Source organism: Pseudomonas sp. StFLB209 (assembly GCF_000829415.1).
GTDB lineage: Bacteria > Pseudomonadota > Gammaproteobacteria > Pseudomonadales > Pseudomonadaceae > Aquipseudomonas.
Window position 1 is genome coordinate 2,933,629 of sequence record NZ_AP014637.1, and the last position, 21,169, is coordinate 2,954,797.

Consider the following 21,169-nt stretch of genomic DNA (forward strand, 5'->3'; position numbering starts at 1 on the left):
AACAAGCTTCATGGCTTATGAATCCCGGTTGAGCTTCCTAAAATAGCTCAACCATACGAATGGACTTCGAGCCTGCCATGCCTGATTCCCGCCGCTTCCCCCTGTTATTGATTGGCGCCTTCCTGGCCCTGTACCTGATCTGGGGGTCGACTTACCTGATGATCCGTATTGGCGTGGCCTCTTGGCCGCCGCTGATGATGGCTGCCATCCGCTTTCTGCTTGCCGGTGTCTTGATGTATGGCTACCTGCGCTGGCGCGGTGTGCCGGCACCGACCTGGCAGCAATGGAAGGCCGCGACCCTGATTGGCTTTTTATTGCTGGCCTGCGGTAACGGCGGCGTGACCCTGGCTGAGCACGCTGACGTGTCGTCCGGCGTGGCCGCCCTGGCGGTAGCGACCGTGCCGCTGTTCACCCTGTTGTCCGGGCTGTTGTGGGGCAACCGCACCAGTGGCCTGGAATGGGCCGGTATCGCTCTGGGCATGCTCGGCATCGCCTTGCTCAACCTGGGCTCCAATCTGCAGGCCAGCCCTTACGGGGCGGCGCTGCTGATTTTTGCAGCGGCGGCCTGGGCGTTTGGCTCGGTGTGGAGCAAACACCTGCCACTGCCGGCCGGTCCCATGGCCAGCGCGACTGAAATGATCAGCGCCGGGGTTATCCTGATGATCGGCAGCCAGCTCAGCGGCGAACACCTGGAGCAGATGCCCACGGTAGCAGGGTGGGGCGCGCTGCTGTACTTGGTGGTGTTTGGCTCGATCATCGCTTTCAGCTCTTACCTGTACCTGCTCAAGAACGTACGCCCGGCGGCGGCAACCAGTTATGCCTATGTCAACCCGGTGGTGGCGGTGGTGTTGGGCATGTTGTTTGCCGATGAATACATCGGTATGGAAGAAGGCCTGGCGATGCTGGTGATCGTCAGCGCCGTGGTGCTCATCGGGCTGCCGCAGTGGCGGCGGCCGGTGGTCAAGCAGGCCAGCGCCTGACGCATCGGTGCACCCATAGGGTAAACTGCGCGCCTTGCGCTGAATTTTCCCTACGGTATTACCATGACATTCGCTTCCCTCGGCCTGATCGAACCCTTGTTGCGCGCCCTCCAGGGGCTGGATTACCAGACCCCGACGCCGGTGCAGGCCAAGGCGATTCCCGCGGTACTGGACGGCCGCGACCTGATGGCCGCCGCCCAGACCGGCACCGGCAAGACCGCCGGGTTTGCCTTGCCCTTGCTGCAACGCCTGACCATGGAAGGCCCCAAGGTCGCTGCCAACTCAGTGCGTGCCCTGGTGCTGGCGCCGACCCGTGAACTGGCCGAGCAGGTCCACGAAAGCTTCCGGCAGTACGCTGAACACCTGCCGTTGAGCACCTATGCGGTGTATGGCGGCGTGAGCATCAACCCGCAGATGATGCGCCTGCGCCGTGGTGTTGACGTGCTGGTGGCAACACCAGGCCGGTTGTTGGACCTGCACCGGCAGAACGCCGTCAAGTTCAACCAGGTGCAGATTCTGGTGCTCGATGAAGCCGACCGTATGCTCGACCTGGGCTTCAGCGAAGAACTGCGTAACGTCTACGCTGCGTTGCCCAAACGCCGGCAGACCCTGCTGTTCTCCGCGACCTTCTCCGAGCAGATCCGGCTGCTGGCCGGGCAGATGCTCGACAACCCGCTGAGCATCGAAGTAAGCCCGCGCAACGCCGCAGCCAATACGGTCAAGCAATGGGTGGTGACGGTCGACAAAAAGCGCAAGACTGAACTGTTCATCCATCTGCTCAAAAAACAGCGCTGGGGCCAGGTGTTGGTGTTTGCCAAGACCAAGGCCGGCGTCGACCAGCTCGCCGAGCGCCTGCAAGGCCTGGGCATCAAGGCCGATGGTATCCACGGCGACCGCCCGCAAGCCACCCGCCAACGCGCACTGGACAGCTTCAAGGCCCGTGAAATCCAGGTACTGGTCGCCACCGACGTCGCCGCCCGTGGCCTGGACATCGACGACCTGCCGACCGTGGTCAACCTCGACCTGCCGATCGTTGCCGAAGACTATGTGCACCGTATCGGTCGTACCGGCCGTGCCGGCCAGACCGGTGAAGCGATCTCGCTGGTATGTGCCGACGAAGTCGAACAACTGTCGGCTATCGAAACCCTGATCCGTCAGGTCCTGACCCGCAACGACGAGCCTGACTTCATCCCCGACCACCGCGTCCCGGTTACCGACGCCAGCGGCCAGATCCTCAAAAAGCCGAAAAAACCCAAAAAGCCCAAAGCCAGCGGCGGCAAAGGCAACCTGGGCAAATGGATCGACAGCGGCGAAGCCGAACCCAGCGCCCCACCGGTCAAACCGGTCCGCAAAGTGCCTGCTTTCAATACCGGGCCGCGCAAGCGCAAGCCTTGAAGGCGGACGAGCCTGCATAGGCTCGGATCTGCCGCTGAGTTTGCTTTTGATCTTCGAGCCGAGATGGCACAGACGCCGCGAATCGCGACTTGGGTGCAGGCCGAAGGTAGGCGTCGATTTGGGGGAGAAATCAGCATGGATGCTGCTGATTTTGAAACCGAGGGCAGGCGCGCCGGGCAGGACGCCCATCGCGCCGGCCCCCGAATCGGCGCCGGACGGAGGGAAGTCTGCCCGCAGGGCGGACCCAAACCAGGAGCAAGCGGTTTTCCCCTATTTTGCCCGGGGCACGTTGCCAAGCACAAAATAGGGGCGCCCGTCGGGGCGAAACCCGCAGCCCAGACAACTGCGGCAAAGACCTTTGCAACGACCGGAAGAGCTTCGCGGCTGAAGCCGCTCCTACGGAGCCCACAAGCGCCTCGTCGCCAAGTCACGCCGCCACAAACTGCTCCGCATAGTGACAAGCCACCTGCCGCCGATCCACCTCACGCAACGCCGGCACCTCCTCGGCACAACGCTGCGTCGCATACGGGCAGCGCTTGTGAAACGCGCAGCCACTTGGCGGGCTCAGCGGATTGGGCAGTTCCCCCACAATCTTGATCTTCGGCTTCAACGGATCAGGATGAATCGTCGGCGTTGCCGACAACAGCGCCTGGGTATAAGGATGCAGCGGCCGCTCGTAGATCGCTTCTTTCGGCCCCATTTCCGCCGGCCGACCCAGATACATCACCAGCACCGAATCAGCCACATGGCGGACCACCGACAGGTTGTGCGAGATAAACACATAGGCGGTCTGAAACTGCTGCTGCAGATCCATGAACAGGTTCAACACTTGTGCCTGGATCGACACGTCCAGCGCCGAAGTCGGCTCATCGGCCACCAGCACCTTCGGTTGCAGCATCATCGCTCTGGCCAGGGCAATGCGCTGGCGCTGGCCACCGGAGAACATATGCGGGTAGCGCTGATAATGCTCCGGGCGCAGCCCCACCTGGCTCATCATCGCCTGCACCCGCTCGCGGCGTTCGGCGCGGCTCAGGTCAGTGTTGATCAGCAGCGGCTCGCCAAGCTGGTCACCGATCTTCTGGCGTGGGTTGAGCGACGCGTAAGGACTCTGGAACACCATCTGCACATCGCGGCGCAACTGCTTGCGGTCCGCCTTGCTGGCCCCGGTCACTTCCCGACCGGCAATCTGCAATGAGCCCGCTGACGGTTCCTCGATCAGGGTCAGGGCCCGGGCCAGGGTGGACTTGCCACAGCCCGATTCGCCGACCACCGCCAAGGTCTTGCCGGCCTCCAGCTCGAACGACACACCGTTAAGGGCGCGCACGGTGGCGCTGCCCTTGAACAGCCCCTGGGAGACTTCATAGTGGCGGTGCAGGTCGCGGGCAGTCAGTATGACGCTCATTACGCCACCTCCTGATTCAAGGGATAGAAACAGCGTGCCAGGCTATGCGCCTTGGGGTCCAGGGCCGGGCGCTGGGTATGGCAGTTATCGCGCACATAGGGGCAGCGCGGTGACAGCAGGCAGCCCTGTGGTCGGTCGTAGCGGCCCGGCACCAGACCCGGCAGGGTCGCCAGGCGCTCGGCGCCCAGACTGTGCTCCGGGATGGCGGCCAGCAGCGCTTCGCTATAAGGGTGGGCCGGTACGTCGAACAGGCCAGGCACCTGGCCGACTTCCACGGCTTGCCCGGCATACATCACGCAGACCCGCTGGGCGGTTTCGGCCACCACTGCCAGGTCGTGGGTGATCAGCACCAGGGCCATGTCCTGCTCTTTTTGCAGGTTCAGCAGCAGGTCCATGATCTGCGCCTGGATGGTAACGTCCAGCGCGGTGGTGGGCTCGTCGGCGATCAACAGCTTGGGCTCACCGGCAATCGCCATGGCAATCGCCACCCGCTGGCTCATCCCGCCCGACAATTGGTGCGGATAAGCATCCAGCCGCTGAGCCGCGCCAGGAATCTCGACCTTTTCCAGCAGCTCCAGGGCGCGCTGGCGCGCCGCCTTGCCGGACAGACCCAGGTGCTGGCGCAGCACTTCGATGATCTGGTAACCCACGGTGTAGCTGGGGTTGAGTGCAGTCATCGGGTCCTGGAACACCATGGCCAGGTCTTTGCCGATGATCTTGCGTCGTTGCCGGGCATTGAGTTTGAGCAGTTCGTTACCGTCGAAACGCAGCGCATCGGCCTGGATGATGCCGGGATGATCGATCAGGCCCATCAAGGCCATCATGGTCACCGATTTGCCCGAGCCGGACTCACCGACGATGGCCAGCACTTCACCTTTTTCGACTTTCAGCGACAGGCCATCGACCACGGGGACGGCTTTGGCATCGCCGAAGCGCACGCTGAGATTATTGATTTCAAGCAGTGACATGGCAGGTTCCTCAGGCGGCGTTCTTGAGTTTCGGGTCCAGCGCGTCGCGCAGGCCGTCGCCCATCAGGTTGATTGCCAGCACGCTGAGCAAAATGGTCAGGCCGGGCAGGCTGACCACCCACCAGGCACGTTCGATATAGTCCCGTGCCGAGGCAAGCATGGTGCCCCACTCAGGGGTGGGCGGCTGGACACCCAGGCCCAGGAAGCCCAGTGCGGCGGCGTCGAGAATCGCCGAGGAGAAGCTCAGGGTCGCCTGCACGATCAGCGGCGCCATGCAGTTGGGCAGCACGGTGACGAACATCAGCCGTGGCAGGGTGGCGCCAGCCAGCCTTGCTGCGGTGACGTAGTCGCGGTTCAGCTCGCCCATCACGGCGGCGCGGGTCAGGCGCACGTAGGACGGCAGCGAGACGATGGCAATCGCGATCACGGTGTTGATCAGGCCAGGGCCGAGGATGGCGACGATGGCCACCGCCAGCAGCAGCGAGGGCAGGGCCAGCATCACGTCCATCAGACGCATCACCGACGGGCCGATCAGGCGCGGGAAGAACCCGGCCAGCAGGCCGAGCAGGATGCCGGGAATCAACGACATGACCACCGACGACAGGCCGATCAGCAGCGACAGTCGCGCACCGTGGATCAGTCGCGAGAGCAGATCGCGGCCGACCTCATCGGTGCCGAGGATGAACTGCCACTGGCCACCCTCCAGCCAGGCTGGCGGGGTCAGCAGGAAGTCGCGGTATTGCTCGCTCGGGTCATGGGGGGCGACCCACGGGGCGAACAGGGCGCAAAAGATGATCAGCAGCATGAACGCCAGGCCGGCCACGGCGCCTTTGTTTTTAGCGAACGCCTGCCAGAACTCCCTGAATGGCGACGGGTAGAACAGGCTCTGATCGACGGCTTGGGCGCTGCTTTGTTGGCCCTTGGCTTGCTCTTCACTCATGGCTGGTATCTCAGCGTTGGTGACGGATGCGCGGGTTGGCGATGCCATAAAGAATATCCACAACGAAATTGACCAGGATCACCAGGCAGGCGATCAACAGGATGCCGTTCTGCACGACAGGGTAGTCACGGGCGCCAATCGCCTCGATCAACCACTTGCCGATGCCCGGCCAGGAAAAGATGGTTTCGGTCAGCACGGCGCCGGCCAGCAACGCGCCGACCTGCAGGCCGAACACGGTGAGCACCGGAATCAGCGCGTTGCGCAGACCGTGGACGAACACTACTCGTGCCGGCGACAGGCCTTTGGCCCGTGCCGTGCGTACGTAGTCTTCACGCAGCACTTCGAGCATCGAGGAGCGGGTCATCCGGGCGATCACCGCCAGCGGGATGGTGCCCAATACGATGGCCGGCAGAATCAGGTGGTGCAGGGCATCGAGGAACGAGCCCGGTTCGTCGCTGAGCAGGGTGTCGATCAGCATGAAGCCGGTGACGGGCGGGATGTCGTAAAGCAGATCGATGCGTCCGGAGACCGGGGTCCAGCCCAGGGTCACCGAGAAGAACATGATCAGGATCAGGCCCCACCAGAAGATCGGCATCGAATAGCCGGCCAGCGAGACGCCCATGACCCCGTGGTCGAACAGCGAGCCGCGCTTGAGCGCCGCGATCACTCCGGCCAGCAGCCCCAGCACCCCGGCAAACAGCAGAGCGGCCAAGGCCAGCTCTACGGTGGCGGGGAATAGCGAGAGGAATTCCTTCCAGACGCTTTCGCGGGTGCGCAGCGATTCACCGAGGTCGCCCTGGGCGAGTTTTGCGATGTAATCGACGTACTGCTCATGCAGCGGTTTGTTCAGACCCAGGCGCTCCATGGCCTGGGCGTGCATTTCGGGGTCGACCCGGCGTTCGCCCATCATCACCTCCACCGGGTCGCCGGGGATCAGGCGAATCAGGGCAAAGGTGAGCAGGGTAATCCCGAAAAAGGTGGGGATCAGCAACCCCACCCGGCGGGCAATGAAACTCAACATTCTGCGATGTTCCTCATTAGGCCGTTCAGGCAAATCCGCCGCTTGCCCCGTGCGGGGTGTGGCGGAGTGGTTGTCTACTTCACGCTCGTGGTCGCGAAGTTGTTATTGGTTAGCGGACTGATAACGAAGCCTTCGACGTTGTGTCGCCGGGCCACGAACAGTTTCGGGTAAGCGAGGCTGATCCAGGGTTGTTCCCGGATGAAAACCTGCTGGGCTTTCTGATAGAGGGCCGCCCGAGTAGAGGGTTCGGTGGTGCCTCGTGCCTGGCTGATGGCCGCCTCGAATTCGGGATTGCACCAGCGGGCGTAGTTTTCGCCGTTGCCTGCCGCCTCGCAACCGAGGTTGGGGGTCAGGAAGTTGTCCGGGTCGCCGTTGTCGCCTGCCCAGCCGGCGAACACCATATCGTGCTCGCCGCGTTTGGCCCGGCGCAGCATTTCGGCCCACTCCATGACGCGAATATCCACGCTCAGGCCGACCTTGGCCAGATCGGCCTGCAACATCTGCGCGCCGAGCAACGGATTGGGGTTGGTCACCCCGCCACCGTTGCGGGTGAACAGGGTCAGTACCTGGCCTTTCGGCACCCCGGCTTGTTTGAGCAAAGCCTGCGCTTTTTGCGGATCATGGGCCTGATTGTGCTGCGTATGATCGAAGCCTGACAGGGTCGGCGGATAAGGGCCGCTGCCTGCTGTCGCCTTGCCATCCCCGAACAATGCCTTGAGATAGGCCTGTTTGTCGAATGCAAGATTGATTGCCTGGCGCACCCTGACATCACTGAGCCAGGGTTTGCGGGTGTTGAGCGCCACATAGCTGGTCATCATGGCTTCCATTTCATCGATGGCCAACTGCGGATCGGCCTTGATCACTTCGATGTCGTCAGGCTTGGGGTAGACCGCCACCTGGCACTCGTTGGCCTTGAGTTTTTGCAGCCGGGTATTGCTGTCCAGGGTGATGGCGAACACCAGAACTTCGCTGGGTACCGGGCCTTTCCAGTAATCCGGGTTGGCCTTGAAGCGTACCTGGGCGTCCTTGATGTAGCGGGTCAGGATAAAGGGGCCGGTGCCCACCGGTTGGCTGTTGAGGCGTTCCGGCTTGCCCTGTTGCAGCAATTGCCCGGCGTATTCGGCGGAATAGACCGAGGTGAAGGGCATCGCCAGGTCACGTAGAAAAGGCGCTTCAGCGCGGCTCAGGGTGAAGCGCACCGTGTGTTCGTCCAGCTTTTCGACGGCCTTGAGCAGGGCGCGAAACCCCATGCTCTCGAAATACGCAAAGCCCACCGACGACAGTTTGTGCCAGGGGTGGGCCGGGTCGAGCTGGCGCTTAAAGCTCCATATCACGTCATCGGCGTTCATTTCACGGCTTGGCTTGAAGTCATCGGTGCTGTGAAATTTCACCCCGCGACGTAGATGAAAGGTGTACTGCAGGCCGTCCTCGCTGATCTCCCAGCGTTCGGCCAGGCCAGGCTGCGGGTCGGTGCTGCCCGGTTTAAAAGCCACCAGCCGTTCGAGGATGGTTTCGGCCGAAGCATCCGCGGTCACTGCGGTGGTGTATTGCACGATGTCGAAGCCTTCCGGGCTGGCTTCCGTACACACCACCAACGGCTTGGCCTGCACCGCCAGGCTGGCGGCTGACAGCGCCAGAACCAGCGGCCAGTGGCTGAAAGTCAGTTTCAATGGCTGCACTCCTGTGCTCTGCAGCAGTTAATCGACAATGCTCACCCCGGAAAAGTCGTTACGGCCGAACGGGCTGACCTTGAAGCCCTGAACGTCGGCGCGCAGCGGCTGGCTGACGGTCGAGTGGGCAATCGGAGTGATCGGCACCTGTTGCTTGAGGTAGCGCTGCGCCTGTTGATACAGCCCGCTGCGCAGTTCCCGGTCGGTGCTGGCGATGGCTGACTTGATCAGCCGGTCGTACTGTTCGTCACACCACATCGAGTAGTTGTTGCCACCGATTGCCGCGCAGCTGTAAAGGGTGCCCAGCCAGTTGTCCGGGTCGCCGTTGTCGCCGGTCCAGCCGATCAGCGAGATGTCGTGCTCGCCGTTCTTGCTGCGTTTCAGGTACTCGCCCCATTCATAGCTGACGATACGCGCCTTGATCCCGATCTTGGCCCAGTCGGCCTGCAGCATCTCGGCCATCAACCGGGCGTTGGGGTTATACGGGCGCTGCACCGGCATGGCCCACAGGGTCAACTCCGTTCCTTCCTTGACCCCGGCGGCGCGCAGCAGTTCGCGGGCCTTGTCGGGGTTATAGGGCGCGTCCTGAATACTGCTGTCGTAGGACCACTGCGAAGGCGGCATGCCGTTGACGGCTTTTTGCCCGGCACCCTGATACACCGCATCGATGATCGCCTGCTTGTTGACCGCCATGTCCAGTGCCTGGCGCACTGCCAGCTTGTCCAGCGGCGCATGGCGCACGTTGTAGCTGATGTAGCCCAGGTTGTAGCCGGGGCTTTCGATCACCTGCAGCTGTGGGTCGGCCTTGAGCCCCGGTACATCGGCAGGCCGTGGATGCAGGGTGACCTGGCATTCGTTCTTGCGCAGCTTTTGCAGGCGTACCGAGGCGTCGGTGTTGATGGCGAAGATCAACTGATCCAGCTTGACCTGTTCCGGCGCCCAATAGTCGGGGTTGCCCTTGTAACGAATCTGCGCGTCTTTCTGGTAACGCTGGAAGATATACGGGCCGGTGCCGATCGGCTGCTGGTTGATATCCCGCGCCTTGCCTGCGGCCATCAGCTGCTCGGCGTATTCGGCTGACAGGATCGAGGCGAAGCTCATCGCCAGGTTCTGAATAAAGGCCGCGTCGACACTGTTGAGAGTGAAGACAACCGTCATCGGCCCGCTCTTGGTCACCGAATGGATCTTCTTGTCCATGCCCATGCCGGTGAAGTACGGAAACTCGGTGGGGTAGGCGAGGCGAAACGGATGCTCGGTGTTGAGCATACGGTTGAAGGTGAACAGCACGTCGTCGGCATTGAAGTTGCGGCTGGGGGTAAAGGCCTTGTTGCTGTGGAATTTCACCCCTTCACGCAGGTGGAAGGTATAAACCAGGCCATCTGCCGATACATCCCATGAAGTGGCCAGCGCCGGGATGGCCACTGTGCCGCCTTTTTCGAACTCGGCCAGCCGGTTATACAGCGGCTGGGCGGCATCGTTATCGGTGGCCGAGGTGTATTGCGCCGTGTCGAAGCCCGACGGGCTGGCCTCGGAGCAGAACACCAGGCTGTTGGCGGCCAGGGCATGAGGCGCGGCGGTGAACAGCGCCAGGCTCAATAGAGATGCCGTTGCGATGGTAGAGCGCATGATCTTCCCTTTTTCAGGTCTCAAGACGGAACGGGCATAGGCCGGGGAGTGCCCGGATTCGCCAGGTTCTGCACTGTATGTCAGTCGATTCGTCTGGTATGTCGGTCAGAAGGCTTCATGTTTCGTAGGAAAAGTCCGAGAGTTCGCCGCTGAAGCGGCTCCTACAGCAGCTCCTACAGGCTTATGCCTGTAGGAGCTGCTTTAGCAGCGAAGTATTGAGGCAGCGAAGCATCAAAGCAGGCTACTTGATGCCCACCCCATAGAATGAGTTCAGGCCGAACGGACTGATCTTGAAGTCCAGTACATTGGCACGCATGGGCTGGTAGACCGTTGAGTGGGCGATGGGGGTCAGCGGAACTGCGTCTTTGAGCAGGTGCTGCGCCTGTTTGTACAGCACGGTGCGCTGGTCCTGGCCAGGAGTGGCCTTGGCCTGCTTGATCAGTTTGTCGAACGCTTGATCGCACCACTTGGAATAGTTGTTGCCGTTGACCGCATCACAGCCAAACAGCGTCCCGAGCCAGTTGTCCGGGTCGCCGTTGTCGCCGCTCCAGCCAATCAGCATGGCACCGATTTCGCCGGCCTTGGCGCGTTTGAGGTATTCACCCCACTCGTAGCTGACGATTTTGGCGTTGATGCCGATCTTCTTCCAGTCGGCCTGGATCAGTTCGGCCATCAACCGTGCGTTGGGGTTGTAGGGGCGTTGCACCGGCATGGCCCACAGGCTGATCTCGGTGCCTTCCTTGATACCGGCTTGCTTGAGCAGTGCCCTGGCTTTGTCCAGGTCGTAAGGCGCGTCCTTGACGGTGTCGTCATAGGACCACTGGGTGGGCGGCATGGCGTTGACTGCCAGTTGCCCGGCACCCTGATACACCGCATTGATGATCGCCGGCTTGTTGACCGCCATGTCCAGCGCCTGGCGGACCTGCAACTGGGCCAGCGGGTTGGCAGCATCGCTGCCCTTGATCTTGTCGGAAACGTTGTAGGCGATATAGCCCAGGTTGAAACCGGCCTGCTCAGGCATCTGCAGGTTCTTGTCGGCCTTGAGCGATTCCAGATCGGCAGGGCGCGGATATGCAGTGACCTGGCATTCGTTGCGCTTGAGCTTTTGCATGCGCACCGACGGGTCGGTGGTGATGGCAAAGATCAGGTTGTCGACCCGCACGTCTTCGGGGTGCCAGTATTCCTTGTTACCGGTATAGCGAATGTTCGAGTCCTTCTGGTAGCTCTTGAACACGAATGGCCCGGTGCCCACCGGCTTCTGGTTGATGTCTTCGGGCTTGCCCTGTTTGAGCAGTTGTTCGGCGTATTCTGCAGACTGGATCGAGGCGAAGCTCATGGCCAGGTTCTGGATGAACGCGGCGTCGACGCTGTTGAGGGTGAACTTCACCGTGTATTCATCGAGCTTTTCGATCTGCTTGATGTTGCTGTCCATACCCATGTCGGTGAAATACGGAAACTCGGTTGGGTAGGCCTTACGGAACGGCTGGTCCTTGTCGATCATGCGGTTGAAGGTGAACAGCACGTCATCGGCGTTGAAGTTACGGCTGGGCTTGAACCACGGGGTGGTATGGAACTTCACGCCTTCACGCAGATGGAAAGTGTAGCTCAGCAGGTCCGGGGCGATGTCCCAGCGGGTGGCCAGACCCGGCACCACGGCGGTGCTGCCACGCTCGAACTGGGTCAGGCGGTTGAAGATGGTTTCGGCGCTGGCGTCGAAGTCGGTGCCGGCCACGTATTGCGCGGGGTCAAACCCTGCCGGGCTGCCTTCAGAGCAGAACACCAGATTGCCTGCCGCGTGGGCGTAAGGGGTAGCCGCCAGCAGGCTGGCACTGACGAAAAACGGAATGACCGCAGTTTTGAGCATGGTGGCCTCAAGTTATTGTCATTGGAATGTGGTCAGCCTCATGAGCCAACCTTGTCAGGTGATATGCAGGGTATATACCCGAATCCAGAAACAGCTCGGTGAGGAGGGAATAAATGTGGAACGATCGTACAGGAATGTCGCAAAAATGAATCAAACGGCAGCGTTTGATCGTTTGCGTTGGCACTTTGCCATCGCTTTCTGCGTCAAAATGCGCCAGGCGGGTGGGTAAGATGCACCCGCCTGAAGCGGTTTGTTACTAGCAGGTTACTTGCTCAGGCTGACGCCATAAAAAGGCGTCAGGCCGAAGGGGCTGATCTTGAAGTCCTGAACCTCTTTGCGCATTGGCTGAAACACCTTTGAGTTGGCAATCGGGGTGATCGGCACCTGGGTCTTGAGAATCTGCTGGGCCTGTTGATACAGCTTGACCCGCTCATCGCGGTTGCTGGTGACCTTGGCCTGTTGCACCAGCTTGTCGTAGGCCGGGTCACACCATTTGGCGTAGTTGCTGCCCTTGACCGCTGCGCAGCTGTACAGCACGCCAAGCCAGTTATCCGGATCACCGTTGTCACCGGTCCAGCCGTAGATCATCACATCATGTTCACCGGCTTTGGCGCGCTTGATGTACTCGCCCCATTCATAACTGACGATATTGGCCTTGATGCCGATCTTGTCCCAGTCGGCCTGGATCATTTGCGCTGACAACCGTGCGTTGGGGTTGGAGGCGCGCTGTACGGTCATCGCCCACAGGTTGATCTGCGTGCCTGGCGCGACCCCGGCCTCCTTGAGCAACTGGCGGGCCTTTTCCGTGTCGTGCGGTGCGTCCTTGATATTCGGGTCAAAGCCCCACTGGCCCGGCGGCAAGGCGTTCTGTGCCAGTTGCCCGGCGCTGCGGTACACCGCCTTGATGATCGCCGGCTTGTCGATCGCCATGTCCAGCGCCTGGCGGACCTTGAGTTGATCCAGCGGCGGGTGGGTCACGTTATAGGCGATAAAGCCCAGGTTGAAGCCTGGCTGGCTGAGTACCTTGAGGCGCGGGTCCTTTTCGACCTCTTCGATATCCTGCGGGCGCGGGTAACCGCTGACATGGCACTCGCCGGCCTTGAGCTTTTGCAGGCGTACTGCGGCATCGGTGTTGATCGAGAAAATCAGATTGTCGATCTTCACATCTTCAGGCTTCCAGTAATCCTTGTTGGCGACGTAACGGATCTGTGAATCTTTCTGGTAGCGCTTGAGTACGAATGGCCCGGTACCCACCGGCTTCTGGTTCAGGTCGGCCGCCTTGCCCTGCTTGAGCAACTGCTCGGCGTATTCGGCAGACTGGATCGAGGCAAAGCTCATGGCCAGGTTCTGCACGAACGCCGCATCGACGTTGTTCAGGTTGAAACGCACGGTCTGCTCGTCGAGCTTTTCAATGCTTTTGATGGTGGTGTTCAGGCCCATGTCGGTGAAATACGGCGACTCGGACGGGTAAGCTTTGCGAAACGGCTGGTTGGGGTCGAGCAGGCGGTTGAAGGTGAACAGCACGTCGTCGGCGTTGAAGTCACGGCTTGGGGTGAAGAACTCGGTGGTATGAAACTTCACCCCCTTGCGCAACGTGAAGGTGTAGCTCAGGCCGTCGGCGGCTATCTGCCACTCAGTGGCCAGGCCCGGTTCGACTTCAGTGCCGCCACGCTTGAACTGGGTCAGGCGGTTGAAGACGGTTTCGGCAGAGGCATCGAAGTCGGTACCGCTGGTGTACTGGCTCGGGTCGAAGCCGGCCGGGCTGGCTTCGGAGCAATACACCAGGGTGGTCGCGGCCTGCGCCAGCGGCGCGCAGGCCAGCAGTGCAGCAGTCAACAGCAAGGGTTTGAAGACGGTCTTTTCCATCAGGTCGCTTTTCATTAAATCCCCACGCTAAGGCGGCAGTCAGAGTTGCCGCAGCATGCCCCACTGGCGACTTTTCCTACAAGTCTGCGGATTCCGCAGTGTCCAGGCTGATCAGATCGCCCAGCAGGTGTTCGAACAGCCCCTTCAGGTAATCCCAGGTCGAGCGGCTTTGCTGTTCGAAATTGTGCAAGGTCTGGGCGAGTTGGCTGTGCAATTGCTCTTGCAGGGTTTGCAGTTCCGTAAGCGAACTGGCGCGCTCGATCTGATGCGGGTTACTGATCGCCCATTCGGCGAGCAGTTCGTCCTGCCAGTCGCTGTCACGGGCGTGGCAGAAGAAGCTGGCTGCCAGGTGCAGCGGGTCCTCACCAGGCTGACCGCTCCAGTGGTCGATCATGGCTTGCGCCACCTGGCCGACGGCTTGCGAGGCCAGCAGCCCGGCGGGCTCATGCAGGGGGTGTTCGGCATGGTCCTTGGCCAGTTGCGAGTGGGTCGGGTCGCTGGAACCGTTACTGTTGGGGTCGCCGTCAAACAAGGTCTGGGCATCGTCGACATGGCTGCCAAGCAGGCTCAGGACGCTGCGCTGCACCTCATTCCAGGCGTTACTGACCAACCGCAGCGGGGCGGTCTGGGCCCAGGCCTTGAGCTTGAGTAGCTGCACCAGTCTGTTTTCGCGCAATACGTCGCGGGCCTCGATCCAGTTCTCGTAGGCGCTTAGCAGGCTGGTGTCACGGTGTTCATTGAGCAACACCAGCAGCATGCGGTCGGTGTCGCTCAACTCGCCTGGTTTGTCCGGATTGAACTGCCAGTTCTCGTCCGGGGCGATTAGCCTGGCCACCGGTTGGGCCAGGCTGGCGATCACATCGGCGCCGGCAAAGCGGCCGGTGACCAGCGGTAGCTGCCACTTGCAGTCGACCGGTGAGGTCCAGGCCAGCACCGGATAGCCGAGCTTGGTCAGCCCCAGTTCGATGAAGTTGGAGTGAGCGAAAAAGTCTTCCAGCACATGCAGCGCTGCACCGAAGCGCCTTAGCCCCTCGGGTGTACGGCCGTGCTGCATGGCTGCGCGCAGCTCGTCCTGCATATAGTCGATCGAGCGCTGGATATAGCCTTTCATTGACGTGGCGAAATCAACCTGCAGCGCCGGGTCGCCGGCCAGTACCCACGGCTCGAAGTCCGCGTCGCGTTCAGTCAGATCGAACGCCGCCGTCTCGACCCTGGGGTTGTCGATGTGTTCGCTGGGCCGATAAACCCCGAGCCGTTGCGCGGTGACTTTGAAGCTGTCCGGGTCGCGCAGGCGTGCTTCGGCAAACCGGCGGGTGGCGAGGATATCGACAATCTCGGTCAGCGCCGGGCGCGACAGTAGTTTTGGAAAGTCCTTGGCCATGCCGGGGCCGCGTACCAGCTTGGGGTCCAGCAACTGCGAGTAGTCACGCAGCCAGTTACCGAAGTAAATGGTCTGCCGCTCGTGTTCAGACAAACCCAGTTTCAGCAAGCGCCTTTCGATACGCTCGTGGCTGAACTTGCCGTCTTGCTCGCCGGTGGCTTCGAACTGCTCGTGATGCTCGTTGCCCGCTTTACCGGTATTGCGCCCGATGAGCGACTCGCTGGACAGGATCTGCTTGAGGGCCTGTTGCGCGTCGATGCGCAGGCTGACGGGCTGGCCGTTGTTGTCCTGGTAGCTGGCCAGCAGTACCGGCTGCGCGCCAGACCATCCTGCCCTGGCCATGCGCAGTGCATAGCGGCCGCCTTCTTCATTCGGTGCATCGCGATGCACCGGGCCATCGATACTCAGGTCTTCGCGCAACAGCGTGTCGAGATGATGGCCGAACTCATGCAGGAGAATTTCCAGCAGTTCCCAGGCCGCCTGCGGATTGGCCTGTACATAGTCCAGCGCTGCGCTGTGCAAGCGCACCGTGCGCTGCTGGCTGTCGTATTCGGCCGGGTAGAAGCCGTCAGCGACGATCTGGCAGCGCGGCGCACTGATCTCTTTATCTTGCAAGGCGGTCTGTAGTCTTAAATAGACTTTGGGCGGCAGGTCCAGGCCGAACACCGGCGCCAGCAGCATGACGAATTCTGGCGCCTGGCAACGCCTGGCCAGCTCGGTTAATTGCTCCAGAGCGAAGCGGCTGTGCAGCACGCCCGACGGCACGCGCTGGCGATGCTGGGGCTGCGGCCTGCCCTTGGCCAGCAGGCTCTGGTGGCGCGAGTGATGGGGCCGGGTAGCCGAGATAAGAGGATTCATTCCTTGATTCCTTGAACAACTGTCAATGAGTGTTTGCAAGGACCGAGTGTACGGTTTGATCAGGAATGCAAAATCGGACGCGCTATACGCAGGCTGTGGGATTTTTAGGCGCCGGCGCGGGGTGTTGGCTGGTGTGGCAGGCAGAAAGCGTCAGGCAGGGCCGTTCAGCACAAACAGCCTCGCCCGCGATCAGGCATCGCGGGCAAGGCAGCAGGTGTCAGGGGATCTGCACCTCGATCACTCCGTCTGCGGCGACGGTGACCTTCGAGGTGCCGGCTTCGATATCCGGGGTGACCGACGCTTCGGCACGGTCGGCTTTCATCATCATGGGTGCCGGCGAGCGCAGGTAGGGTTGTGGATAACCTGAGGTATTGAGGTTCAGGCTGACCACTTTGTAGCCTTGGCCACCCATGGCTTCAGTGACCAGTTGGGCGCGGGCCTTGAACGCGGCCACGGCATCTTTGAGCAGGGCGTCTTCGCTGGTTTTGCGGGTTGGCGAAGAAATCGAGAACTCCATGCCGCCCATTTTCAGATCGGTGAGCAGCTCGCCGGTGAGTTTCGACAATGCGGTGAAGTCGGCGCTTTCCAGGCGAATCTCGGCACGCTCGCGCCAGCCGGTGATTTTCTGGCCTTTGTCGTCGTAGATCGGCGAGCTGTTGCGGCTGCCCTGGCGGACCTCGATTTCCTTGACCTGACGAGCCTGGCCGATAGCCTTGTTGAGGGCTTCGCTGACCTGCGCGGCGAGTTTGCCAGGATCACGGTCCTGGGCTTCGGTGTACAGGGTGACCTCCATCAGGTCGCGGGCCACTTCCTTGTCGACTTCGGCGCGCAGCGAAACCTGATTGTAGCGCGGCTCATCGGCAAGCGCCGGGACGCTGGCCAGCACGGCGGCGCTCAGGGCCAGCAGGGCGGCGGCAGGGCGAAGTTTAAGCATGGGAACTCCTTGTTGAATGGCCTGCGACGGTTGTCGTTCGGCATGGCCCATCAGACTATGGGCTGCGGGGCCGGTTCCGGCAGTGTGGCTGAACAATTCATTGCAGCGATTGTATCTGTGGCGCATTGCCGCATGATTGCCGGTTTTGACCTGTGCTTGGTTATACTCATTGTGATTCATCCGCGCCCGGTGCGCTCAGCAGGAGAGCTCATGCTCGTCCCCGTTCAAATGCTTTCAGCCACCCGGCAAAACCTGTGGCGTCTGACCTTTATTCGTGTGCTGGTCCTGGCTGCCCAGGCAGGCTCGGTGGGCATTGCCTGGTTGTTCGAGGTGTTGCCGCTGCCGTGGCTGCCGCTGTCGATCACCCTCGGCTGTTCGGCGATCCTCTGCGCCCTGACGGCGCTGCGCCTGCGCACGCCGTGGCTGGTCAGCGAACAGGAATATGCCGTGCAACTGGCCCTGGACCTGATCATCCACAGCGCCCTGTTGTATTACTCCGGTGGCTCGACCAACCCGTTCGTGTCTTATTACCTGGTGCCCTTGACCATCGCCGCAGTCACCCTGCCATGGCGCTACTCGCTGATTCTCTCCGGGATTGCGCTGGCGCTGTACACCTGGTTGCTGGCCCAGGTCTACCCGCTGGAGACTTACCCGATCGCCAAGGAAAACATGCAGATCTACGGCATGTGGCTGAGCTTTGTGCTTGCCGCCGGGGTGATTACCTTTTTTGCCGCGCGGATGGCCGAAGAACTGCGGCGTCAGGAACAGCTGCGCGCCGAGCGCCGCGAAGAGGGCCTGCGCGACGAGCAACTGCTGGCGGTGGCAACCCAGGCAGCCGGCGCGGCCCATGAGTTGGGCACGCCGCTGGCAACCATGAGCGTGTTGCTCAATGAAATGCGCCAGGACCACAAGGACCCGGGGCTGCAAGAAGACCTCGCGGTGCTTCAGGAACAGGTCGGGCAGTGCAAGCACACCTTGCAACAGCTGGTTCGTGCCGCAGAAGCCAACCGGCGCATGGCCGTGCAGTACCAGACCGCATCACGCTGGCTGGACGAGTCACTGAACCGCTGGCACCTGATGCGCCCTGAGGTCAGCTACCGTTTCCAGCAACTGGGGCAGGGCAGTGTGCCGATGCTGGCACCGCCGCCGGACCTGACCCAGGCGTTGCTTAACCTGCTCAACAACGCCGCCGATGCCTGCGCCGAGAATCTGCAGGTGAGTCTCGACTGGGACAGTGCCGAGGTCTTTATCAGGATTCGCGACCAGGGGCCGGGTGTGCCTGCCGCGATTGCCGAGCAAATTGGCAAACCGTTTTTCACCACCAAAGGCAAAGGCTTCGGCCTGGGTCTTTTTTTGAGCAAGGCCAGCGTCACCCGGGCGGGTGGCTCGGTCAGGCTCTATCGTCATGAAGAAGGCGGCACGCTCACCGAGTTGCGCCTGCCCCGTGACAAGAAAGGAGAACAAGCATGAGTGAAGAGAACCTGACCGAACAGGCCGATGGCGAAGAGCTGCCGCACCTGTTGCTGGTCGATGACGATGCGACGTTTACCCGGGTCATGGCCCGGGCAATGACCCGCCGTGGCTTTCGGGTCAGCACCGCAGGCTCAGCCGAAGAAGGCCTGATCCTGGCGCAGCAGGATATTCCTGAGTACGCCGCGCTGGACCTGAAAATGGACGGTGACTCGGGCCTGGTACTGCTGCCCAAACTACTGGAAATGGACCCGGACATGCGGGTGGTGATCCTGACCGGCTATTCGAGCATCGCCACCGCTGTCGAAGCCATCAAACGCGGCGCCTGCAACTACCTGTGCAAGCCGGCCGATGCTGATGATGTGCTGGCAGCATTGCTGTCGGAACATGCCAACCTCGACAACCTGGTGCCGGAAAACCCGATGTCGGTCGACCGTCTGCAGTGGGAGCACATCCAGCGGGTGCTGACCGAGCATGAGGGCAATATTTCGGCAACCGCCCGTGCGCTGGGCATGCACCGGCGTACCTTGCAGCGCAAATTGCAGAAGCGTCCGGTGCGTCGCTGAGCATTGCCGATGACATCGGCTAACGGCTCAAAGGCCCGGCCTTGAGCGCCAGCGCAACAATCTGCGACGCATTGCGTGGCGTGCGGCCCATGACCAATGGGCAGATGGGACTCACACCCTCGGTATCATGGGGTGTGATCGTACAAGCGCTGCGCTATGATTGTGCGTCATAACATACCTGGAAACCCACGTTGGATATGGATACTCAAAGCGAGCAACCCCGCGCACGGCGCAGGCATCGCAGTCTTGCTCAGGAATTGGTTGCCGAGCTGTCCGAGCGTATTCGCAGCGGCCAGCTCAAGCGCGGGGACAAGCTGCCCACCGAATCGGCCATCATGGAAGAGCAGGGCGTCAGCCGCACCGTGGTGCGCGAAGCGATTTCCCGCCTGCAGGCTTCCGGTCTGGTGGAAACCCGTCACGGTATCGGTACCTTCGTGCTCGACGTGCCGAGTACCAGCGGTTTTCGCATCGATCCGGCGACTATCGTCACCTTGCGTGACGTGCTGGCGATTCTGGAATTGCGCATCAGCCTGGAAGTCGAAACCGCAGGCCTGGCGGCGCAGCGGCGCACCGATGAGCAACTGCAACTGATGCGCCAGGCCCTCGATGCCTTGAACGAGAGCGCCGCGCACGCCAGCGATGCGGTGGCCATGGACTTCCAGTTCCATCTGCAGATTGCCCTGGCGACCGGCAACCGCTATTTCACCGACATCATGACTCACCTGGGCGCCAGTATCATTCCGCGCACCCGGCTGAACTCGGCGCGTCTGGCCCATGATGACCAGCAGCACTATATGGTGCGCCTGAGCCGTGAGCACGAAGAAATCTACGACGCCATCGCGCGCCAGGATGCCGACGCGGCCCGCGCCGCGATGCGCCTGCACCTGACCAACAGTCGTGAGCGCCTGCGCCAGGCCCACGAAGAAGCCGCCTCGCAGAGCGCCTGAGCGTTCGCACTGCCTGGCGGGTTTCTCCCGCCGGGCACGCTACACCTTCTGCAGTTTGTCCTGCACCCCCCGCCTGAAGCCTCTCCAGACCTCCTGTCGCCTGATCGGGCAAGCTATTCGTGCCTGTGATATAGGGTGATCGTATGACTATGGTCGCTCTTGATTTTCTGATCAATCCCTTATAGCCAAAGGGTTTGAAGGCAAAAAAAGGGGCTCGTAAGAAAAATCTGCAAATCCCTGTTGTGACATTTCAAGTTCAGTTGTACGATGACCTACGACATCAGCACGGAGCTGATGATTTTTTTCATTCATGTCCCCCAGGGTGTTCGAATAATGAATCCACAAGAACTCAAGTCCATCCTCTCCCACGGTCTTCTGTCGTTCCCTGTCACTGACTTCAATGCTCAAGGCGATTTCCATCGCGAAGGCTACATCAAGCGTCTGGAGTGGCTGGCCCCGTACGGCGCCAGCGCCCTGTTCGCCGCTGGCGGTACCGGTGAGTTCTTCTCGCTGTCGTCCGGCGAATACTCGCAGATCATCAAGACTGCCGTTGATACCTGCGAGAAAAGCGTGCCAATCCTGGCCGGCGTCGGTGGCCCGACCCGTCAGGCCATTGAAATGGCTCAAGAAGCCGAGCGCCTGGGTGCCAAAGGTCTGCTGCTGCTGCCGCACTACCTGACCGAAGCCAGCCAGGACGGCGTTGCCGCCCACGTTGAAGCCGTATGTAAGTCGGTCAAGATCGGCGTGGTTGTCTACAACCGCAACGTTTGCCGCCTGACCGCACCACTGCTGGAAAAACTGGCTGAGCGCTGCCCTAACCTGATCGGCTACAAGGACGGCCTGGGTGACATCGAGCTGATGGTTTCGATCCGCCGCCGTCTGGGCGACCGCTTCTCGTACCTGGGTGGCCTGCCGACCGCTGAAGTCTACGCTGCTGCCTACAAGGCACTGGGCGTACCGGTCTACTCCTCGGCGGTTTTCAACTTCGTACCGAAGCTGGCCATGGACTTCTACCACGCCATCGCCCGTGACGACCACGAAGCAGTCGGCAAGTACATCGACGACTTCTTCCTGCCTTACCTGGACATCCGTAACCGTAAAGCCGGCTACGCGGTGAGCATCGTCAAGGCCGGTGCCAAGATCGCTGGCTACGATGCAGGTCCGGTTCGCGCGCCATTGACCGACCTGACCAACGAAGAAGTGGACATGCTCGCTGCGCTGATGGACAAGCAAGGCAAGCAATAAGTAACACCGCACAAAGGCCGCTGAGTTCGCTCCGCG

Annotated in this window: 16 protein-coding genes; 6 read left to right on the plus strand and 10 right to left on the minus strand. The window is 61.4% G+C overall.

Annotated elements, in window-relative coordinates:
* The first annotated feature begins 77 nt into the window (after positions 1–77).
* Both yedA and PSCI_RS13255 read left to right on the plus strand, forming a co-directional pair.
* Positions 78–980: a drug/metabolite exporter YedA gene (gene yedA, locus PSCI_RS13250; protein ID WP_045494253.1), complete on the plus strand. Its 903-nt coding sequence runs from the start codon at positions 78–80 to the stop codon at positions 978–980.
* Positions 981–1,043: 63 nt separating this feature from the next.
* A complete protein-coding gene (locus PSCI_RS13255) occupies positions 1,044–2,375 on the plus strand; it encodes a DEAD/DEAH box helicase (RefSeq protein ID WP_045487458.1) in 1,332 nt (443 codons plus the stop codon).
* Between the two features lie 427 nt (positions 2,376–2,802).
* Here PSCI_RS13255 and PSCI_RS13260 read toward each other — a convergent pair whose 3' ends face one another.
* The 10 genes from PSCI_RS13260 to PSCI_RS13305 form a co-directional block, all read right to left on the minus strand.
* Positions 2,803–3,777 carry a peptide ABC transporter ATP-binding protein gene (locus PSCI_RS13260; protein ID WP_045487461.1) on the minus strand — a complete coding sequence of 325 codons (975 nt, stop codon included), beginning with the start codon at positions 3,775–3,777 and terminating at the stop codon, positions 2,803–2,805.
* Entirely contained in the window at positions 3,777–4,745 is a 969-nt protein-coding gene (locus PSCI_RS13265) for an ABC transporter ATP-binding protein (RefSeq protein ID WP_045487464.1), read from the minus strand. The genes PSCI_RS13260 and PSCI_RS13265 overlap by 1 nt, the downstream gene beginning before the upstream one ends.
* Positions 4,746–4,755: 10 nt before the next feature.
* Positions 4,756–5,685, minus strand: coding sequence for an ABC transporter permease subunit (locus tag PSCI_RS13270; protein WP_045487468.1), 930 nt, complete (start codon positions 5,683–5,685; stop codon positions 4,756–4,758).
* 10 nt (positions 5,686–5,695) lie between these two features.
* Complete coding sequence (locus tag PSCI_RS13275) at positions 5,696–6,706, minus strand: ABC transporter permease subunit (protein ID WP_045487471.1); 1,011 nt, start codon at positions 6,704–6,706, stop codon at positions 5,696–5,698.
* Positions 6,707–6,780: 74 nt separating this feature from the next.
* A complete protein-coding gene (locus PSCI_RS13280; protein WP_045487473.1) occupies positions 6,781–8,376 on the minus strand; it encodes an ABC transporter substrate-binding protein in 1,596 nt (531 codons plus the stop codon).
* Between the two features lie 27 nt (positions 8,377–8,403).
* Complete coding sequence (locus PSCI_RS13285) at positions 8,404–10,002, minus strand: ABC transporter substrate-binding protein (protein WP_045487475.1); 1,599 nt, start codon at positions 10,000–10,002, stop codon at positions 8,404–8,406.
* 241 nt (positions 10,003–10,243) lie between these two features.
* Positions 10,244–11,866 carry an ABC transporter substrate-binding protein gene (locus PSCI_RS13290; RefSeq protein WP_045487477.1) on the minus strand — a complete coding sequence of 541 codons (1,623 nt, stop codon included), beginning with the start codon at positions 11,864–11,866 and terminating at the stop codon, positions 10,244–10,246.
* A gap of 264 nt (positions 11,867–12,130) precedes the next feature.
* Positions 12,131–13,732: an ABC transporter substrate-binding protein gene (locus PSCI_RS13295; protein ID WP_045487479.1), complete on the minus strand. Its 1,602-nt coding sequence runs from the start codon at positions 13,730–13,732 to the stop codon at positions 12,131–12,133.
* Between the two features lie 76 nt (positions 13,733–13,808).
* Complete coding sequence (locus tag PSCI_RS28215) at positions 13,809–15,971, minus strand: HET-C-related protein (protein ID WP_052483397.1); 2,163 nt, start codon at positions 15,969–15,971, stop codon at positions 13,809–13,811.
* A gap of 217 nt (positions 15,972–16,188) precedes the next feature.
* On the minus strand, positions 16,189–16,905 hold the full coding sequence (locus tag PSCI_RS13305; protein ID WP_045494258.1) for an SIMPL domain-containing protein: 717 nt from the start codon (positions 16,903–16,905) through the stop codon (positions 16,189–16,191).
* Between the two features lie 210 nt (positions 16,906–17,115).
* On the opposite strand from PSCI_RS13305, the gene PSCI_RS13310 reads away from it, so the two are divergent.
* From PSCI_RS13310 to kdgD, 4 genes are all read left to right on the plus strand, one after another.
* Positions 17,116–18,375, plus strand: a complete 1,260-nt coding sequence (locus PSCI_RS13310) for an ATP-binding protein (protein ID WP_045487481.1) — start codon at positions 17,116–17,118, stop codon at positions 18,373–18,375.
* A complete protein-coding gene (locus PSCI_RS13315; protein ID WP_045487484.1) occupies positions 18,372–18,941 on the plus strand; it encodes a response regulator transcription factor in 570 nt (189 codons plus the stop codon). The genes PSCI_RS13310 and PSCI_RS13315 overlap by 4 nt, the downstream gene beginning before the upstream one ends.
* A 197-nt stretch (positions 18,942–19,138) precedes the next feature.
* Entirely contained in the window at positions 19,139–19,888 is a 750-nt protein-coding gene (locus PSCI_RS13320; protein WP_045487486.1) for a FadR/GntR family transcriptional regulator, read from the plus strand.
* 333 nt (positions 19,889–20,221) lie between these two features.
* Positions 20,222–21,133, plus strand: coding sequence for a 5-dehydro-4-deoxyglucarate dehydratase (gene kdgD, locus PSCI_RS13325; protein WP_045494261.1), 912 nt, complete (start codon positions 20,222–20,224; stop codon positions 21,131–21,133).
* Positions 21,134–21,169: the final 36 nt, after the last annotated feature.

Excerpts from the sequence above, each read along its gene's own strand:
- PSCI_RS13255 (WP_045487458.1), top strand. The coding sequence starts at position 1,044 with ATGACATTCGCTTCCCTCGGCCTGATCGAACCCTTGTTGCGCGCCCTC.
- PSCI_RS13270 (WP_045487468.1), bottom strand. The coding sequence starts at position 5,685 with ATGAGTGAAGAGCAAGCCAAGGGCCAACAAAGCAGCGCCCAAGCCGTC.
- PSCI_RS13275 (WP_045487471.1), bottom strand. The coding sequence starts at position 6,706 with ATGTTGAGTTTCATTGCCCGCCGGGTGGGGTTGCTGATCCCCACCTTT.
- PSCI_RS13315 (WP_045487484.1), top strand. The coding sequence starts at position 18,372 with ATGAGTGAAGAGAACCTGACCGAACAGGCCGATGGCGAAGAGCTGCCG.
- PSCI_RS13260 (WP_045487461.1), bottom strand. The coding sequence starts at position 3,777 with ATGAGCGTCATACTGACTGCCCGCGACCTGCACCGCCACTATGAAGTC.
- kdgD (WP_045494261.1), top strand. The coding sequence starts at position 20,222 with ATGAATCCACAAGAACTCAAGTCCATCCTCTCCCACGGTCTTCTGTCG.
- PSCI_RS13295 (WP_045487479.1), bottom strand. The coding sequence starts at position 13,732 with ATGGAAAAGACCGTCTTCAAACCCTTGCTGTTGACTGCTGCACTGCTG.
- PSCI_RS13285 (WP_045487475.1), bottom strand. The coding sequence starts at position 10,002 with ATGCGCTCTACCATCGCAACGGCATCTCTATTGAGCCTGGCGCTGTTC.
- PSCI_RS13310 (WP_045487481.1), top strand. The coding sequence starts at position 17,116 with ATGCTCGTCCCCGTTCAAATGCTTTCAGCCACCCGGCAAAACCTGTGG.
- PSCI_RS13320 (WP_045487486.1), top strand. The coding sequence starts at position 19,139 with ATGGATACTCAAAGCGAGCAACCCCGCGCACGGCGCAGGCATCGCAGT.
- PSCI_RS13265 (WP_045487464.1), bottom strand. The coding sequence starts at position 4,745 with ATGTCACTGCTTGAAATCAATAATCTCAGCGTGCGCTTCGGCGATGCC.
- PSCI_RS13305 (WP_045494258.1), bottom strand. The coding sequence starts at position 16,905 with ATGCTTAAACTTCGCCCTGCCGCCGCCCTGCTGGCCCTGAGCGCCGCC.
- PSCI_RS13290 (WP_045487477.1), bottom strand. The coding sequence starts at position 11,866 with ATGCTCAAAACTGCGGTCATTCCGTTTTTCGTCAGTGCCAGCCTGCTG.
- yedA (WP_045494253.1), top strand. The coding sequence starts at position 78 with ATGCCTGATTCCCGCCGCTTCCCCCTGTTATTGATTGGCGCCTTCCTG.
- PSCI_RS28215 (WP_052483397.1), bottom strand. The coding sequence starts at position 15,971 with ATGAATCCTCTTATCTCGGCTACCCGGCCCCATCACTCGCGCCACCAG.